Below are 16,756 nucleotides of genomic sequence, written 5' to 3'. Positions count from 1 at the left end.
CTGATTAACAAAAGGGCTGGCCTGATTCGCGCAGCGTTCCCAACGCATATCTTATGGTTGCCGTCTTAGCCTGAAACCACCACGGCATCACGCCCAGCTTCCTTGGCAGCGTACAGGGCTTTATCCGCCCGGATCAGCATGACGGCCAGCGCCGCCTCGGCGGATTTTGGCGATTCCACCGTGTCTGCCATATCTGCGCATACCGCCACACCAATACTTATTGTTAACGTGTGGTTGTTGCCTTCGTGCGACAAGGGGTTCGCTGCCACTGCATGCCGTATGCGATGGGCAAGTTCTTCACCTTGCCGGGCATCCGTACAGGCAACAAGAACCACAAACTCCTCGCCTCCATAGCGCACAAGGAGGTCTGCACTGCGTACGCCGGCATTGATTATCCGCGCTGTGTGCTGCAAAACCAGATCGCCCACATTGTGCCCAAAGGTGTCATTGATACTTTTAAAGTGGTCGATATCAAGCATCAGGCAAGCGCACTGCTGGCCTGCTGAATGCGTTTTTTTAAGAAATTCTGTGCCCATTTCCTGCAAAAAACGGCGGTTGTGCAGGCCTGTGAGCGCATCTTTCAGGCTCACGGCCTCGGCCTTTTTAATCTGCCTGGCGACCCTGAAACTCATTACAGTAAATGCATCAAACAGGATTCTGAGCTCGCTGGGCATATTTTTCTGGTCACGCAATTGCCCTGTTGCCTCGTAATTATTTTTACGCAGCTCAAGGGCATAGGCTGTTAGCTCCTCAAGAGGAGCTTCAATGCTGCGGCTAAAACGCAGCATCAATGGCATCATGAACAATATGGCGCAGAGCGATCCAAGACCGACAAAAATCGTAAGCCATTTGTATCCTGCAACAATTTCGTCTACTGACCGAAAATACACCAGCCGCCAGCCACCGCTCCCTACAGTAACGGAAGCGCCGAGCATGCGCACGCCCTGATCATTCACAAAAATCTGAACAGTTTTGCCAAGCTGCATGAGCTGCAAGGGAACCTGTTTTGCAGCATCGTCTGAGTTGCTTGCAACCACAGTGTGGGGTGCGAGTATGTTTCCCTGCGCATCACACAGTATCAGCCCTTGTTTATCTGGAACAAAAGATCCGTGCAGCCAAGCGTCCAGCTCGCCAACGAGAATGGACAAAAATACGACCCCGTCAAATTCTCCAGCCTGATTAGTCACTGGCATTGAAAACATGCACACGGGCTTGCCGGAAACACGCCCCTTGATTCCTGTTGTAATTGCACGGCGGCCCATCATTGCTTGTTTAAAGTAATACCTGTCACCGCCGTACAAACCGGGTTTGCCCATGGAGTCAATTTCTGAAATCCCCTGTGCATTGACAAATACGGCTGCCGCAATGCCTGTGTGGCTTTCATCGTAATCGCTAAATTCTTTTGCAGCAGTCTCCATATCTGATCTGTGCGCTTGAATAATTTTTGTCAAAAATAAAACATCCTGAAAGCACACGTCCACATACGCTTCAATTGTATTTTTATTTTGACTGAGAATTTCAGAAAGTTGATTTTTTTCATGCTCGATAAGGCGTTCTTGCTGAAAAAAAATAAAAAATAGAGCCGCAATGATAATTGGAATGCAGACAATGGCAATGGTATAGGCGCGAATGCGTCCCCTGATCGTGTCAAACCGAAAAATACTCATAAGCCTATGTGTGTTCATGGCCATCTCGTTAACTGCCAGATTTTACTTTTTTTGCCTGCCTGGGATCATTAGCAATATCTGTTCCAACACTTTTTAACTTTATGCACAACTATCTGCAATAAATCATATATTCTGCAAATACTGTCACCAACAAACAAATAAAAATGAATTTTTAAGATACAAATACAGCTACAAGCAGCAATATTTATGTGAAATAAAACTATAGAAATTATCCTGAAATAGAATATGCGTCTATCAAGCTGGATAATCTCAATGATATTCACTTATCGGATAAATTTTTTTCATATTTATACCGAGTTGTACATTTTAAAAAAAAGTAAGCTTAAAAAAATTGTTACGTGATATCTGCGCAATAAATATTATAAAAAATGAATCATGATTTTATTTGCAGTTTTTAAAGCATCATATCCTATACACTTAATCAATGTTTCAACAATCAGGTCAAAAACAAGATAGTTCAGTTTTGATAATATCACACGCTCTTGTCCGAACAATACCTCAACATTACTATAGTAAGTCATAACAATATTTCTAAAGCAAAAATTATCGAATGTTATATTTTTTAACATTTGTTTTTCGCATGAATCTTTGCATGTGAAAAAAATATTTATATTTATGAAATATAAACATTGTAACATAAATTCCGAAAATAAAATTACAGCAACACTACTATTGATACCATCACTTGTAACTGAATGATAAACACAAATCATTTGTTGCAACCGTGTCTTGTCAACATATTGCGCTGTGATCAGCCCTGTTATGTCACTACTGTTCCGGAGGAGTCATTTTGATCAGTCAGATACTGCATACGTTACGTGGAAAATTTATCCTCACTATTTCAGTTGGGGCCATTGCCATGGCCGGGCTATTTTGCTTTTCGTTGCAGGCAATTAACAATATTGAAATTAAATTCGCCAGCACCCGCGATACCGCCATCGCAGGCAGGATCATGGCCCTGGAAATAACTAAAAATATAAATTATTTTAGCAGATTAACCAGAAATATCATGCTTGGCAGCGATATTGACAAAGACCTCAAGCAAATAGACACAGCCATTGCTGCCGTTAAAAAGCACTTTGCCACACTCTCCTCCCTCAAGCTGCCTGCAAACTCCAGAGCCTTGACTGACAAGGCCCATGAGGCGGCAATTGCATTTATGAACAACGGCCAGAGCCTTGTTGCTCCCTTAAAGGATATCCCCGCAGACCAGCGTTACCTCACCTACAAGACCTATGAAAAGGAAGCCACGCCCTATGCCGTGGCTTTTCGCGAACATTTTGAAAAATTTGACGCAAATATTACCGCCCTTGCTGAAACAGCCATGGCTGAAATGAATGAGGACATCGCATCGCGGCGCACCCTGATGTGGATTGAATTTATTTTTGCCATATGTCTGGTGTATTGCGCAGGATATTTCCTGACCAACAGGGATCTGCGCGCCATGCGCCAGTGTGTGTCTTTTGCCTCCACCCTTGGCACCCAGCAGTCAGATGAACGCCTCGCTGCCGGAAGCTTTGCCAGTCTGAGCACTCTGGCTCTGGCGCTGAACAGCACGGCAGACAATCTGGCAAACTACCGCAAGGCTTCTTCTACCGCTCAGGCCGAAGCGGAACATGACCGCGAAGAAGCCAGAAAGGCCCTTGTGGAAGCCCAAAAGGCACAAGCTCTTGCAGAGAACGCCAAAAGCGAAGGGATGCTCCACGCTGCCAGCCAACTGGAACATGTGGTTGAAATTGTCTCCAGCGCTTCGCAGGATCTTGCGGTTAAGATAGACCAATCCCGCAGCGGAGCTGACGATCAGTCTGGCCGCGTGCGCGAAACCGCAACGGCCATGGAGCAAATGAATGCCACCGTGCGCGAAGTTGCCCAAAATGCGCAGCAGGCCGCCGGCATCGCAGACCAGACCCGGCAGCAGGCTCTGGAAGGCGCGCAGATTGTCAACGATGCGGTCAAGGGCATTGAGTCTGTGCACACGCAATCCCTTGCCATCCGGCAGGATATGGACGTACTGGGCAAGCAGGCCGAAAGCATCGGGCAGGTTATGAGCGTTATTGCCGACATTGCAGACCAGACCAACCTGCTTGCGCTCAACGCTGCTATAGAAGCTGCCCGGGCGGGCGATGCCGGGCGCGGCTTTGCCGTTGTTGCTGATGAGGTGCGCAAACTGGCGGAAAAAACCATGTCTGCCACCCAGGAGGTGGGTCGGGCCATTGGCGATATTCAGGCCGGAACGCGAAAAAATATCGTGAATGTGGAACAGAGCGCGAGCGCCATTGAAGAAGCGACCAAACTTTCAATCCGCTCCGGCGATTCGCTCAAACAGATTCTTGAGCTTGTGCACCTTGTCAATGATCAGGTTCAGGCTATTGCAGCGGCAAGCGAGCAGCAATCTGCCGCCAGCGAGGAAATTAATAAGTCTGTTGAGCAGGTTGCAACCATTTCTGCCGAAACGGCTCAAACAATGGAAAATGCCGCGCATGCCGTTGACGGCCTTGCGCAGCAGGCGCAGGTGCTGCAAGGGCTTATCCGCGACATGAAAAATCAAGGCTGAAGCTCCTGAGTGCAATCGTCCTTTGTGAAAGGCCGTCCATCACCGGGCGGCCTTTTGCGTTGGTGCAGCAATTTTTGCGCGCGCATCCCACCATTGGTGAAACCAATAAGCAATATTTTTACGCCGTGGCGTATGGACACAGTCCGCAAGGCGCATTAGGGTGATTATAACCAAAATGCTTGGAATGGCTCCATCTGCATTCCAAGCAGCTTTGCAGGAGAGCCAGACTCCGTGGGCTATGAGCTGCTAGAATCATTCCCACGTTTAACATATCAATTTCAATATGTATAATTGTGCAATACTTATATCCGCACTTGCGGCCATTCAACCTCATACTTTTGGGGGAGGCGCGACATGCAGTTGAAAGTAGCGACTCGGCTTTGGCTGGGCTTTGGTTCCATTTTTTTTCTGATACTGCTCAGCGCCTTGATTATGCGCCACAACCTGAGCCAGGCCGACCTTCTTGCCGATACAACGGCTGATGAAAGCATGCCCTTGGCCATGCTGGCAGCGGATATGAAGCTGCAAACAGTGCAGGTGCAGCAATTTCTGTCTGACGTTTCCGCAACGCACAGCCCAGATGGCTATAAAGAGGCGCAGGAAGCCGCAGATACCTTTCATGAGCATGCGCAGAAATTCAAAAACAAATTCGCTCTTGAGAACAACAAAAAATCGCAGGAAAAACTTGCCGCACTGGTCACGTCATTTGACGCCATGTACGCGCTGGGCCGCAAGATGGCCGATACTTACATCAACCAGGGCATAGAGGCCGGCAACGAACTCATGGAAGATTTCGACAATGCCACAGAAGCCCTCACAACCGCTTTGGAACCATTTATTGAAGAACAGACCGGCGTGGCAAGCCACAACTTGGGCACGTTAAAGAACGAGCTTGCCACAAGCCTGATGCTGCAATGGGTTCTGACCGGAATTTCAATTATCACGGGCTCGCTTGGGGCATTTTTTACAATCCGGTCATTCATGGCGCAGCTTGGTGCGGAACCTGCCGATGTCGCAGACGTGGCGCGCAAAATCGCCCACGGCGACCTCGAAGTGGATATGAGCCTGCACGGCAGCCGTAAAAACTGCGGTCTGTTTGCCGCCATGCGCGAAATGCGCGACAAGCTCAGCGAAAGTTTCACCCAGGCCTCAACGCGGCAGGCAGAGGCAGAACTGCAAGCCGAAGCCGCCCGCAAGGCAACTGCTGAAGCCCAGCAATCAAAGCTGATGGCTGAAAGAGCCAAGGCAGAAGGCATGTTGCAGGCAGCTCAACAACTTGAAGAAGTGGTTGGAGTAATCTCTGGCGCTGCGGAGCAGCTTTCTACGCAGATAACTCAATCCAGCCGTGGAGCGGACGAACAGTCAAACCGCGTGCACGAAACAGCCACCGCCATGGAAGAAATGAATGCGACAGTGCTTGAAGTCGCCAAAAATGCCCAACTCGCAGCAGGTGTTTCTGACAACGCCCAAAAACAGACCATTGAGGGCGTACAGATTGTCACCACTGCGGTTGAGAACATTAAGTCCATTCATGCAAAATCATTAGCAATCAAGCAGGATATGGGAGCATTGGGCAAACAGGCCGAAGCCATCGGGCAAATCATGAACGTTATTGCGGATATTGCCGACCAGACAAACCTTCTTGCGCTCAACGCTGCCATTGAAGCTGCCCGGGCTGGCGATGCGGGCCGTGGTTTTGCCGTGGTTGCTGATGAAGTGCGCAAACTTGCAGAGAAAACCATGACAGCCACCCGTGAAGTTGGCGACGCCATCACCGGTATTCAGCAAGGCACAAGAAAAAATATTGATAATGTGGAAGACGTGGGCGCAGCTATTGAAGAAGCAACCACGCTCTCTGCCCGCTCTGGCGATGCACTACGGCAAATACTTGAGTATGTAGAGCATGTTAACGATCAAATCCAGGCAATTGCCGCTGCGAGTGAGCAGCAATCGGCAACCAGCGAAGAAATCAACAGATCAGTCGAGCAAGTCGCAACCATTTCTGCCGAAACTGCGCAGGCTATGGATCACGCAAGCAAGGCAGTGGATGCCCTCTCCCGGCAAACGGCTGCACTGCAAGGGCTAATACGCGACATGAAAACTCACGGGTGACGCACGTTTTGTTCCCACTATACATGGCCGCCTTCGGGCGGCTTTTTTACTTTTCGGGCAGATTTATAATATGGCAATCGGAATAACTCATTTTGGAGTAATGATAATTCTTACTGTTTGTAACAATTGCAATGTACTTGCAATCTTTTTTCCATCTCATTATATATCAAATTATAGGATTAGTATTCCTTATAAACATATAACCAGTTGTGATGCTCCGGCTCAATATCTGCATCAGACACGCACGTTTTGTAAAACGACATTCAAATATCAAAGAGCCTTCGGCATCCAAGCAGAAAGGAAAATTGCGCCAAGCAGTCCCCCCATTTTTACCAGCAAGCTATTGGAACAGGAGATGGCAAGTCGAAAGACTCGCACAATATCAACAACTTGTGAAGGATATGCCCATGACCAACCTTCTTGGTGAATTTTTTGGAACGATGATACTGATTACCTTTGGTGCTGGCGTTGTTGCCTGCGTTCTGCTTAAAGACTCCAAGGGCAACGGCGGCGGCTGGATTGTTATCACGGCGGGCTGGGCTTTTGGCGTCATGCTCGGCGTATTTACCTCGGTGGCGCTTGGCGCGCCTCAGGCTGACCTCAACCCCGCAGTGACCCTGGCTAAAACCATGCTTGGCGTTTACGGCGCAAGCCAGGCGTTCGCAACCATGCTGGCGCAGATTGCTGGCGGTTTCACTGGCGCGGCCATTGTCTGGCTTGCCTACCTGCCCCACTGGGCTCCCACTGAAGACCCCGGCCTCAAACTGGCTGTCTTCAGCACCGCGCCTGCCATCCGCAGCTACGGACAGAACTTTTTGTGCGAAGTTATCGGTACCTTCATGCTGCTTTTTGGCATCTTCGCCATTTTCCACACCAACAATGGTACCCTGCCTTCTGGTTACGGCCCCTACATGGTGGGCATCCTTGTGTGGGCTCTGGGCCTTAGCCTTGGCGGCCCCACCGGTTACGCCATCAACCCCGCCCGTGACCTTGGCCCCCGCATTGCGCATGCTGTGCTGCCCATTGCCGGCAAGGGCTCTTCTGACTGGGCCTATGCCTGGATTCCGGTGTGCGCTCCCATGGTCGGCGCTGTGCTTGCCTATGTTGTGGGCAAGGCCATAGGCCTGCTTTAGACCGTTTTGAGCAACTCCGTGCTGCCTGCGGCGTACAGATTTCCCCTGTGCGCTGCGGCAACAAACACCAACAATGCTTTCGGAGGATTATATGGCTCATAAATACATTCTGTCTCTTGATCAGGGCACAACCAGCTCACGCGCTATTCTTTTTGACCGCGACGCCAACATTGTTCAGGTTGCGCAGCGGGAATTCACCCAAATATTCCCCCAGCCCGGCTGGGTTGAACATAACCCCAATGAAATCTTTGACACGCAGTCGCATGTTGCCAAGGAATGCCTGAAACACGCCAACGTGCAGAGCAACGAACTGGCCGCCGTTGGCATCACCAACCAGCGCGAAACCACGGTTGTGTGGGACAAGGCCACTGGCGCCCCCGTATACAATGCCATTGTGTGGCAAGACCGACGTACGGCAGGTTTTTGCGACCAGCTGCGCGCTGCGGGCAAGGCTGAGGTCATTCGTGCGAAAACCGGCCTTGTGCTTGATGCCTATTTTTCCGGCACCAAGGTACGCTGGATACTCGACAACGTGCCCGGTGCGCGCGCCAAGGCCGAAGCAGGTGAACTGCTTTTCGGCACCATTGATACATGGCTTATCTGGAACTTCAGCAAGCGCGGCGCGCATGTGACCGACCCTTCCAATGCCAGCCGCACCCTGCTCTTCAACATCCACACCGGCCAGTGGGATGACGAACTGCTTGAAATCATCGGCGTGCCGCGCGCCATGCTGCCTGAAGTGGCACCTTCCTCCAGCGTTATGGCTCAGACCCACCCCGAATTTTTCGGTCAGGCTGTGCCCATTGCGGGCGTGGCTGGCGACCAGCAGGCCGCTACCTACGGCAATGCCTGCATGACCGAAGGCATGGCCAAAAACACCTATGGCACTGGCTGCTTCCTGCTGCTCAACACGGGCACCAAGGCCCGCGAAAGCAAAAACAACATGCTGACCACCGTGGCATGGGAAACGCCCAAGGGCCGTTATTACGCCCTTGAAGGCAGCGTTTTTGTGGGCGGCGCAGTGGTGCAGTGGTTGCGCGATGGTCTTGGCTTTATCCGCGATTCTTCCGAAATGGAAAGCCTTGCCATCACCGTGCCGGACAACGGCGGCGTGTACCTTGTGCCAGCCTTTGTGGGCATGGGCGCTCCCTACTGGGATCAGTACGCCCGAGGCACCATGGTGGGCATCACGCGCGGCACCAATCGCGGACACATTGCCAGGGCGGCGATAGAATCCATTGCCCTGCAAACCCTCGACATCATGGAGGCCATGCAGAAAGACGCTGGCGTTCCCCTGACCACCCTGCGCGTGGACGGCGGCGCAAGCCGTAACAACATGCTCATGCAGTGCCAGGCCAACCTCACCGGCGTTGTTGTTGAGCGTCCCATGGTTACGGAAACAACCGCGCTTGGCGCGGCCTACCTTGCCGGTCTGGCTGTAGGCTTCTGGGAAAGCGAAGAACAGCTCTGCGCCCAGTGGAAACTTGACCGCCGCTTTGAACCCAACATGCCAGAAGACCGTCGGCAGGAACTGCTGCACCAGTGGCACCGCGCTGTGGAGCGGGCCAGAAGCTGGATTGAAGAATAAACTTGGCCCCGGCTAGAACCGGACGCACAATACAGAATAACAGGGCTGCTCCATTGGGGCGGCCCTGTTTTGCGTACTAATCAGCTTCGCAGGTTATGTTATTATATACTTATAACATACTATTATTAAATGATATTTATTATTATCATGTGCATTATCTAACTTGCAAATTTTTACGAATACCGCTAATTTGACATTGAAATTAGATTTCAAAACTGCTAATCCGTGTCCTCATCTGAAAAGTGTTTTCAATCCTGCCCGCACGTCTGAACGTGAACGGCGCATTTCGCCGACCATAAGGATACGTAATGTTGTGTCATTCCCGCCTTAACCTTGCCGAAAGCGCCACCCGCCACGAGAAACTCGTTCCTTGCAGCGCTGCTGTGACAGAAATCATCCACCAACTTGCGGAATCACTCGGCAAAGCCATAGATGCCAAAGATACCTATACCCTCGCCCATTCAGAAGAAGTTGCCATCATCTCGCAGTCTTTGGCCCTTGCAATGGGGCTGGGACACCAGGTTGCCGACATAATCCATGTGGCTGGTCACCTGCATGACCTTGGAAAAATTGGCGTTCCTGACGACATTCTGGCCAAAACATCCGCTCTTACTCCCAAGGAATGGCTGGCGATCCGCAAGCATCCAGACATGGGGGCCGACATTCTTGCTCCCATAGCCTGCCTGCGGGATTGCGGCATTGTGGATATGGTACGCGCCCACCACGAACGCTTTGACGGCAACGGATACCCGCAGGGACTTAAAAGCGGGCACATTCCGCTGGGCGCACGCATCATCACCGTGGCAGATAGTCTTTCAGCCATGCTGCAATCACGCCCATACCGCCAGGCCAAGAGCTTCGACGAGGCCTGCCGAGAAATCATCAAAGGCACTGGCAGCCAGTTTGACCCGGATGTGGTCAAAGCCTTTATGAGCATCAGGGACAGACTGCGTGACCTTGTTGCCATGCTGCGTGTGGAGTGAACATCCATCAAAATGCGCCAGAAAATCCAGCATGCGGTGTTGTGCGAAGCATCCTTAACGGTTTGTAACCAGCTGGAACTGCGGCTCATGTTGCTTTCGGGCATCTGCAATTCAAGCAGTCACCCCCATGCAAACTGTTTGACTGCCTTAACATAAGTGGTTAAATTGCCGTTTTGGCAAATGCACGGCCCACGCTGTGTTTCGTGAGGTTTTGTCCTCGCGGTGTGGATGCTGATCGTTGCAGCGCAGCGCAAACGCACGGCAGATGCCGTGCTGCTTTTTTGCCAGGCCCGCGCAATCAGCCAGCAATCTTATTATGCGGCAGGCCTTTGCGCCGCTATGCAGCCGGATTCCGACCCACCGGCACACTCCTGACCTCTGAATTCCAGGCAGATTTATGCAAACAAACATATCATCGGCCATGAGTCGCGAAGCGCTCAGACGCCGCACTTTTGGCATTATTTCCCACCCTGACGCAGGCAAGACAACCCTCACGGAAAAGCTGCTGCTGTTTGGTGGAGCCATCCAGATGGCGGGCGCGGTTAAAGCCAAGAAGGCCCAGCGCCATGCCACTTCTGACTGGATGGAAGTTGAACGCGAGCGCGGTATTTCCGTTTCATCCTCGGTGATGAAGTTCACCTACGCCGACCATATCATAAATCTGCTTGATACGCCTGGTCACCAGGACTTTTCAGAAGACACCTACCGCGTGCTCACGGCTGTGGACTCCGCCCTCATGGTCATTGACTCGGTCAAGGGCGTTGAAACGCAGACCCGCAAGCTCATGGAAGTGTGCCGCATGCGCGACACGCCCATTTTGACCTTTATCAACAAGCTTGACCGCGAAGGCCGCGATGCCTTTGACCTCTTGAGCGATATTGAGCAGACCCTGGGCATTCAGGCCGCGCCCATGACCTGGCCCATTGGCATGGGCAAGAGCTTTCAGGGCGTGTATGACATCGAGCGGCAGGCTATCCGCTTTTTTGCGGAGGACGGAAAAAAGACCTCCCGCCCCAAGGAAGCTCTGGTCATCAACGGACTGAACGATCCGCAACTCGTCGAACTGATTGGTGAAGACGCCGCCGAGCAGCTGCGCACCGAGATTGACCTGCTGGAAGGCGCGGGCTTTCCTTTTGACAAGGAACTGTACCTCAAGGGCAAGCAGACCCCGGTGTTTTTTGGCAGTGCGGTCAACAATTTCGGCGTTCAGGAACTGCTCGACACTCTTGTGCGTCTTGCCCCCGGCCCCATCCCCCGCGTGGCGGAATGCGCCACGGGCGAACGCGTGGTCAATCCGCTTGAAGAAGATTTTTCTGGCGTTGTTTTCAAGATTCAGGCAAACATGGACCCCGCCCACCGTGACAGAATTGCCTTTATGCGCATATGTTCCGGCAGGTTTGAGCGCGGCATGAAGGTCAAGCACCACCGCATCGGCAAAGAGGTGCAGCTTTCGCGGGCAATCACCTTTATGGCGCAAGACCGTGAAGGCGTTGAAGATGCCTGGCCCGGCGACATTATCGGTTTGCATAACCACGGTACCCTGAAAATCGGCGACACGCTCACAACTTCAGAGGTGCTCAAGTTTACGGGTATTCCCAACTTCTCGCCCGAGCATTTTCGCCGCGTGCAGCTGGCAGACCCCCTGCGCTCCAAGCAGCTTGCCAAAGGCCTGAAACAGCTTGCGGAAGAAGGGGCCATCCAGGTTTTTCGCCCGATCACAGACAGCTCGCACATTCTTGGCGCAGTGGGTGTGCTGCAGTTTGACGTTATCATTGCCCGGCTCAAGGCCGAATACGGCGTTATTGCCGTGTACGAGCCCTGCCCCATTTCTGCCGCGCGCTGGATAACCTCCAATGACAGGGCGGCGCTGGAGTCCTTTAAATCCGACCAGCAGTCAAACCTCGCCTACGACGGCGACGACTGCCTTGCCATCCTTTCCAGCAGCGAATGGCGGCTCTCAAGGGTTATTGAAGAATGGCCGCAGATAACCTTTCACACCACACGTGAAATCAGATAGCCGGGCAAAAACTTCATCTGTTCGCATCTGCATAAAATTGAATAACCGCACAAAATCCTGCAAAAACGGATTTTTGTGCGGTTATTTTCAATTCTGATTACATAGTGAGGTGCCGCAGCCCGCGCCATAAGGGGATATAGAGTTTCTACCCCCACAAAGCCATGCTTGAAAAGTTGGCAAAGCAGGCATATATGCTCTACTTGATTATGTCCGCGCTTTGCCCTTTTTGTTCAGGTGCCGCCTCCGGTGAGGAAGCCAACACGTCTGAACCCCGAAACTTTCTTTCAACCACTCCTTTATGCTAAAAAGATTCCTGATTTTTCTGTTTATGCTGGTAGCCATGCTTGAGGTGGCATCCTATTTTTACATCAAGTATATAAACACAAATATTCAGATGCCGTCTTACAGTCTGGTGAACGTTAACAGCAAGTTCTGGACGTTCAGCGACGAGCATTTTGGCGTATGGCACCACCCTTCTTCCACATATTTTCACAAAAAGCCCTGCTTTACGGCCCAGTATGCTTCTAACGCCTTTGGCATGCGCGACAAGGAGCGCACCAAGGATGCAGACCAGCCGCGCGTGGTTATACTGGGCGATTCTTTTATTGAAGGATGGGGCAACAGCTCGGAAGCTAGGCTCTCCAACCTGCTTGAGGCGTCGACCGACAAGGAAGTGCTCAATTTTGGCACTTCCGGCGGTTTTGGTACCATTCAGGAATGGCTGCAATACAAGCATCTGGTTAAACAGTTCAAGCATGATGTTGTTCTGCTGGGCATTCTGCCCCGCAATGATTTTGAAGATAACAGCCTGGATTTCTACTACACTCAGGACACGGACGATTACCGCCCATATCTGGTTGGCGATTATCCTGACTACAAGCTGTTTTACCCGGTTAAAAAACTGCCCCAGCCGACTAAGGTTCAGGCCTTGGCCAAAAGCTTTAAGCTCACCCTGCTGGAATGGAGCTGCCTGTACCGGGTTGCTATTTATCTGAATGATTTCAAAATCGAAAACATGAAGCTTGTCCCCCGCTGGACACCTGAAAATATAGGTGATCCTTCGGGCGGATCCATGTACTATTCCGTGCCCGAGAACGAATGGAACATCATGCGCTATTCCATTGAACAGCTTGTGGCCGAAGCGGGAAACCGCAAGGTTATTCTGTTCACCATCCCTGCCTATCAGGATTTTGAGCACTATGACGGCAAGGAACCGCCCCTTGCCCGCAAGCTGCGCGAACTGGCCGGGCGCACCGGCGCGACCTATGTGGACTTGATGCCTGCCATGCTTGCACGCGGCGTCAAATACCCCGACCTGTATTTCAGTTGCGACAAGCACTGGAACGCCTTTGGCAACGCTGTTGCCGCAGACATTCTTGAGCCATACGTGCGCGCCGTCCTGCAATCATCCCCTGCTGCAAGAGGAAACTGATGCAAACCCGCAAACTACATTTCGGCTTTTTACCTGCTGCCGTGAGCAACAAGGAATGCGCCGATACCGCTATGGCCATGACATTGATATGTCTGTTGGCCGTCATGTTTACCAAGTCGCTCACCCTGCTGCCCCTTGCTCTGGGGCTGCTGCTGGCGGGCATGATCTGGCCCCGCATGTATTCGCCCGTGGCAAAGCTCTGGCTGGGGCTTTCCCTGCTGCTTGGCTCCGTCATGTCGCGTCTGCTGTTGAGCGTCATATTTTTTGTTGTTGTGACCCCGCTGGCGCTTGTCATGCGCCTTTTCGGCCATGACCCCATGCGTCGCAAAGGTTGGAAAAAAAGCTCGGATTCCACCTTTGTCTCGCGCGATCACACCTTTGAAGCAAAAGATCTGGAACATCCTTTTTAGGATTTGTTCCTTCAGGAGATATCAATGGATTTTCTTAAAGACCTGCTGCAATTTTTTATGCAGCGCAAAAAATTCTGGCTGCTTCCCCTTGTGCTCGTTCTGCTGCTGTTTGGCGTGCTTGTGGTGATGACCAGCGGCTCGGCCATAGCGCCCTTTATTTACTCTGTTTTTTAACAGCATCGGATCAGGCGCACCCAGCGCCAACGACATATGGGAGCCTTCATGCCCAGAGCCATTCTTGGCATTTCTGCCTATTACCACGACTCCGCAGCCGTGCTGCTGGTGGACGGCAAAATTGTGGCAGCCGCTCACGAAGAGCGCTTTTCACGTATCAAGCACGATTCCGGATTTCCCAGTCACGCTGCGGCCTACGTGCTGCGCGAGGGCGGTCTGAATATTGCCGATCTGGAGGCTGTGGCTTTTTACGACAAGCCCTACCTCAAGTTCGAGCGCCTGCTTGAAACCTACAACGGCTTTGCCCCGGCTGGCCTGCGCAGCTTTCTTTCCGCCATTCCCGTCTGGATCAAGGAAAAGCTGTTCATGCGCTCCATGCTGCGCGAGGCCATAGCCAAACTCGGCCCCGGCTCGCCCAAGATGCTTTTTCCAGAGCACCATCTTTCGCACGCTGCCAGCGCCTTTTATCCTTCGCCCTTTGACAAGGCCGCCATCCTGACCATTGATGGCGTTGGCGAATGGGCGACCACCACCATTGGCCTTGGCGAAAACGCCAGTATTCGCATTCTCAAAGAGCAGCAGTTCCCCCACTCGCTGGGTCTGCTCTACACGGCTTTTACCGCGTACTGCGGCTTCAAGGTCAATTCGGGCGAATACAAGCTCATGGGGCTTGCGCCGTACGGCGATGGCGACATGGAGCTTGTGGGCAGGCTCAAAAAAGCCATCTGCGACAGCCTTGTGGATATTCGCGAAGACGGCTCCCTGCTGCTGAACATGGAATACTTTGACTATGCCACCGGCCTGCGCATGTACAAGCGCGACAAGTGGGAAAAGCTGCTGGGTATTCCTCCTCGCGATGCGGAGAGCGAAATCGGTCAGGAGTATATGGCCCTGGCGCTGGCTATCCAGCAGGTGACGGAAGACATCGTGCTCAAGCTGGCCCGCACAGCCCGCGAGCTGACCGGCTGCGACAATCTTGTCATGGCGGGCGGCGTGGCCCTGAACTGCGTTGCCAACGGTCTGCTGATACGCAGCGGCATTTTCAAGAATGTATGGATCCAGCCCGCCTCCGGCGACTCTGGCGGCGCGCTTGGGGCTGCACAGGCTGCCTGGCACATCTGGGGCGGCAACGAGCGCCCATCCCCCAACGGTATTGATGCCATGCAAGGCTCCTACCTTGGGCCGGAGTTTTCGCGCAACGACGTTCTGCGGGTCGCGCGCCGTTTTGACGCGCCCTATACCGAATACACCAACATTGAAGAACTGTATTCCACGGTGGCCCAGCACCTAGCGGACGGCGCTGTGGTCGGCTGGTTTCAGGGCCGCATGGAATATGGCCCCCGTGCTCTGGGCGACAGGTCGATTCTGGGTGACCCCAGAAGACCTGAAATGCAAAAAAAGCTGAACCTCAAGATCAAGTTTCGCGAGGGGTTCCGCCCCTTTGCGCCCTCTGTGCTTGAAGAATACTGCGCCGAATGGTTTGATCTTGACGCCAAGTCGCCCTACATGCTTGTGTGCGCCCCAGTGGCGCAGAAGCACCGCACGGCGCTGCCGGAAAACGTGCGTGAGCTGCCGCTCTACGACAGGCTGTATCTGCAACGCTCTTCTGTCCCGGCCATCACGCATGTGGACTGGTCTGCCCGCATCCAGAGCGTTTCGCGCAGCACCAATCCCCGTTACTGGGGGCTGATAGACACATTCCGGCGGGAGCAGGGCTGCCCCATGGTCGTTAACACCAGCTTTAACGTGCGTGGCGAACCCATTGTCTGCACGCCCCTGGATGCCTATACCTGCTTTATGCGTACAGAGATGGACTTTCTTGTGCTTGGCGACATGATTTTTGACAAGCGCAATCAGCCAGAGTGGCAGGAAAATGTAGACTTCAAGTCCATTTTCACCCTCGATTGACGTGCTGCTGCATTGCAAAAAAGCATAAACTACGAGCGGAACTCCTAGATGGAGTTCCGCTCGTAGTTTATACGCTGCAAATGGTGCGCGGCCAGCATCGCCTTGGCATGTCCACAAGGATTAACAAATGCTATTAATAACTGCTCATGTAAACAGGTAATCTTGTTGCCGTTTTAGAAAATATTATATAATTTGACTGTTGATATATTTTTATTACTATAATGTACTAGACCCTTACCACATCACTTGAACGAGAGATGGTAAATTTGGAGCTAAAGTGGAATTTCATATTCCAACAATGTTCGTGATGCTGGTCGCCGGTTGTATTACGCTTGCGGCATCTGCGCTTGCGGCTTCTGAACGTCATGCAGGCGATGGTTTACGCGAATGGGGTTTGGCGCTCTGCATTCACGCCACAAGCTATATTCTCTTTGCTCTGCGCGGAACTATTCCTGATTTTTTATCTATTGTCTGCGCAAACACTTTTTTCTCTCTTTCATACGCAATTTTTTACCACGCTGTTCATATTTTCCTTGGAGTTCATCCGAAGCACAAAGTTCTGTTCTGGGGGCCACCCCTGGTAACAACTATTGGTGTGCTTGCTTTCTTTGACGCTGTCATCTTTCGCGTTCTGCTGATCAATGCCTTGCTGGCATTTCAGGGTTTTCTCGTGCAAAAGGCACTGCTAAGCTACAGGTTTGATTTTTCTGTGCGCGGGCGGAACCTGATGGTATTTGGCATTGGGTTATCAATTATT

Annotated in this window: 11 protein-coding genes; 10 read left to right on the top strand and 1 reads right to left on the bottom strand. The window is 52.0% G+C overall.

Translation table 11 applies throughout. The features are described from left to right. Window positions 1-65: 65 nt before the first annotated feature. Window positions 66-1,685, bottom strand: a complete 1,620-nt coding sequence (locus tag JMF94_RS06020; protein WP_240824274.1) for a diguanylate cyclase — start codon at window positions 1,683-1,685, stop codon at window positions 66-68. A gap of 1,012 nt (window positions 1,686-2,697) precedes the next feature. Between JMF94_RS06020 and JMF94_RS06015 the strand changes: the two genes are divergently transcribed. The 10 genes from JMF94_RS06015 to JMF94_RS05970 all read left to right on the top strand — a co-directional run bounded on the left by JMF94_RS06015 (window position 2,698) and on the right by JMF94_RS05970 (window position 15,999). Continuing rightward, complete coding sequence (locus JMF94_RS06015) at window positions 2,698-4,242, top strand: methyl-accepting chemotaxis protein (protein ID WP_240824273.1); 1,545 nt, start codon at window positions 2,698-2,700, stop codon at window positions 4,240-4,242. 354 nt (window positions 4,243-4,596) lie between these two features. Beyond that, complete coding sequence (locus JMF94_RS06010) at window positions 4,597-6,354, top strand: methyl-accepting chemotaxis protein (RefSeq protein ID WP_240824272.1); 1,758 nt, start codon at window positions 4,597-4,599, stop codon at window positions 6,352-6,354. Window positions 6,355-6,761: 407 nt separating this feature from the next. Further along, entirely contained in the window at window positions 6,762-7,487 is a 726-nt protein-coding gene (locus JMF94_RS06005; RefSeq protein ID WP_240824271.1) for an MIP/aquaporin family protein, read from the top strand. Window positions 7,488-7,578: 91 nt separating this feature from the next. Next, window positions 7,579-9,075, top strand: coding sequence for a glycerol kinase GlpK (gene glpK, locus JMF94_RS06000; protein ID WP_240824270.1), 1,497 nt, complete (start codon window positions 7,579-7,581; stop codon window positions 9,073-9,075). A gap of 308 nt (window positions 9,076-9,383) precedes the next feature. Beyond that, complete coding sequence (locus tag JMF94_RS05995; protein WP_240824269.1) at window positions 9,384-10,058, top strand: HD domain-containing phosphohydrolase; 675 nt, start codon at window positions 9,384-9,386, stop codon at window positions 10,056-10,058. Between the two features lie 397 nt (window positions 10,059-10,455). Further along, on the top strand, window positions 10,456-12,075 hold the full coding sequence (locus JMF94_RS05990) for a peptide chain release factor 3 (RefSeq protein ID WP_240824268.1): 1,620 nt from the start codon (window positions 10,456-10,458) through the stop codon (window positions 12,073-12,075). A 298-nt stretch (window positions 12,076-12,373) separates the two neighbouring features. Further along, window positions 12,374-13,507, top strand: a complete 1,134-nt coding sequence (locus tag JMF94_RS05985) for an SGNH/GDSL hydrolase family protein (protein WP_240824267.1) — start codon at window positions 12,374-12,376, stop codon at window positions 13,505-13,507. Next, window positions 13,507-13,917, top strand: a complete 411-nt coding sequence (locus tag JMF94_RS05980) for an SxtJ family membrane protein (RefSeq protein WP_240824266.1) — start codon at window positions 13,507-13,509, stop codon at window positions 13,915-13,917. Before JMF94_RS05985 ends, JMF94_RS05980 begins: the two co-directional genes overlap by 1 nt. Before the next feature lie 24 nt (window positions 13,918-13,941). Then, on the top strand, window positions 13,942-14,091 hold the full coding sequence (locus tag JMF94_RS05975; protein ID WP_192111728.1) for a DUF5989 family protein: 150 nt from the start codon (window positions 13,942-13,944) through the stop codon (window positions 14,089-14,091). Window positions 14,092-14,139: 48 nt separating this feature from the next. Next, window positions 14,140-15,999: a carbamoyltransferase gene (locus tag JMF94_RS05970; protein WP_240824265.1), complete on the top strand. Its 1,860-nt coding sequence runs from the start codon at window positions 14,140-14,142 to the stop codon at window positions 15,997-15,999. Window positions 16,000-16,756: the final 757 nt, after the last annotated feature.

Origin of the sequence: Desulfovibrio sp. UIB00 (assembly GCF_022508225.1) — a bacterium.
Classification (GTDB): domain Bacteria; phylum Desulfobacterota; class Desulfovibrionia; order Desulfovibrionales; family Desulfovibrionaceae; genus Desulfovibrio.
The sequence above is the reverse complement of the archived record's forward strand: the minus strand, read 5'-3'. Positions and strand labels throughout refer to the sequence as shown.